The sequence below is a fragment of the Teichococcus vastitatis genome, assembly GCF_003604215.1.
GTDB classification, from domain to species: Bacteria; Pseudomonadota; Alphaproteobacteria; order Acetobacterales; family Acetobacteraceae; genus Pseudoroseomonas; species Pseudoroseomonas vastitatis.
Genome location: NZ_QXGS01000135.1, coordinates 1 through 1,722 on the forward strand (window position 1 = coordinate 1; position 1,722 = coordinate 1,722).

The window sequence follows — 1,722 nt, forward strand, 5'->3', positions numbered from 1 at the left end:
TCAACGACTTCACGCTGCTTGGCCGCAACTACCGGGTCAACCTGCAATCCGAGGCGGAGTTCCGCCAGGAGCCGGGGGATCTTAGCAAGGTTTTCGTCCGCGCGGGCAGCGGCGAGATGGTGCCTGCGAGCACCATGCTCACGCTCACCCGCGTGGTCGGCAGCGACCTGTCTGAGCGCTTCAACGGCTACCCGGCCGCCACCATCAATGGCGGCGCCGCGCCTGGCTACTCCTCCGGCCAAGCGCTCCAAGTTATGCAGGAGATCGCGGCCGCCACCCTGCCGCAGGGCTTCGACATTGCTTGGAGCGGCGCCGCCTACCAGGAGGTGGCGGGCGGCAACGCGGGCGCTCTGGCGCTAGGCTTCGGCGTGGTCATGGTGTTCTTGATCCTTGCGGCCCAGTACGGTCGCTGGAGCCTGCCCATCGCTGTGCTGCTAGCAGTGCCCTTCGGCTTGTTTGGCGCGCTGCTGGCGGTCTGGCTGCGCGGGCTGAACAACGACATCTACTTCCAGGTCGGCCTGATCACCCTGGTGGGCCTCGCCGCCAAGAACGCCATCCTGATCGTCGAGTTCGCTGTGCTGGAGCGTCGGTCGGGTAAGTCTCCCTTCGAGGCGGCCCTGGCTGCCGCCCGGCTACGCTTCAGGCCCATCATCATGACCTCGCTGGCCTTCATTCTGGGCTGCGTACCGCTGGCGATCAGCACCGGCGCAGGGTCCGGCAGCCGCGTCTCCATCGGCACCGCTGTGGTGGGCGGCATGCTGGCGGCGACTTTCCTGGCCGTGTTCCTGATCCCGCTCTTCTACAAGTGGTTCGCCGGGAAGGCCGAGATAGAGGCGGAGAGGGAGCCTACCAACACGAACTCCGCAGCGGCGCCCCGGAAGGTGATCTGACCATGGCTATTCGTCGCACTCTCCTCGCCGGCACAGCCCTCGTGCTGCTCGCAGGCTGTGCCGTCGGTCCGGACTTCGAGCGTCCAGCCGCACCGAATGCCGTCGGGTACCGCCCGGTCCCGCTGACGGCCATGACCGTCAGCACGGATGGCCCTGGCGGCGGTGCCCAGCGCTTTGCACCCAGCGCACCAGTCGACGCCGATTGGTGGCGCGCCTTCGGTTCGCCGGAACTCGACGCACTCATCACCGAGGCGCTCGCCAGCAACGCTGACCTGGAGGCCGCCCGTGCCACGCTGCAACAGGCGCAGGCGCTGGTCGCTGCAGGACGCGGCGGTTTCCTCCCGACGCTCGGCCTGGGTGTGCAGTCGAGCCGCCAAAAAGCTGAGCCGATCCCGGTGGGCGGTGCTGGCAGCTTCCCGCCCTACAGCCTGCACACTGGCCGGGTGGAGGTCAGCTACGCTCCCGATTTCTTCGGCGGCACCCGCCGCGAAGTCGAGGGGCTAGTGGCCGAGGCGGACCGTCAGCGTTTCGAACTCACTGCCGCGGCGCTGACCGTTAGCGGCAACTTGGTGAACGCCGTGGTTCAGGAGGCGGCGTTCCGGGCGGAGATCCAGGCGACCCGGGAGATCATCGCGGCGTCGGAAGACAGTCTCGGCCTGCTGCGCAGCCGCTTCGCTCTGGGTGCGATATCACGGAGCGAGGTGCTGTTGCAGGCGGCTGAGGTGGCGCAGCGTCGGGCTGATCTTCCTGCGTTGCTGAAGGCAGCCGAGGAGCAGCGTACCCTGATTGCAGTCTTCACCGGCCGCACCACCGACCGCCCGGCGCCGCCTAC

General features: G+C 68.0%; 2 protein-coding genes. Both read left to right on the plus strand.

Annotated elements, in window-relative coordinates:
- The coding region (locus D2K64_RS23480; RefSeq protein WP_238384399.1) for an efflux RND transporter permease subunit at nt 1-890 on the plus strand (890 nt) is incomplete at its 5' end.
- A 2-nt stretch (nt 891-892) separates the two neighbouring features.
- On the plus strand, nt 893-1,722 hold an 830-nt coding region (locus tag D2K64_RS23485; RefSeq protein ID WP_162306251.1), incomplete at its 3' end, for a TolC family protein.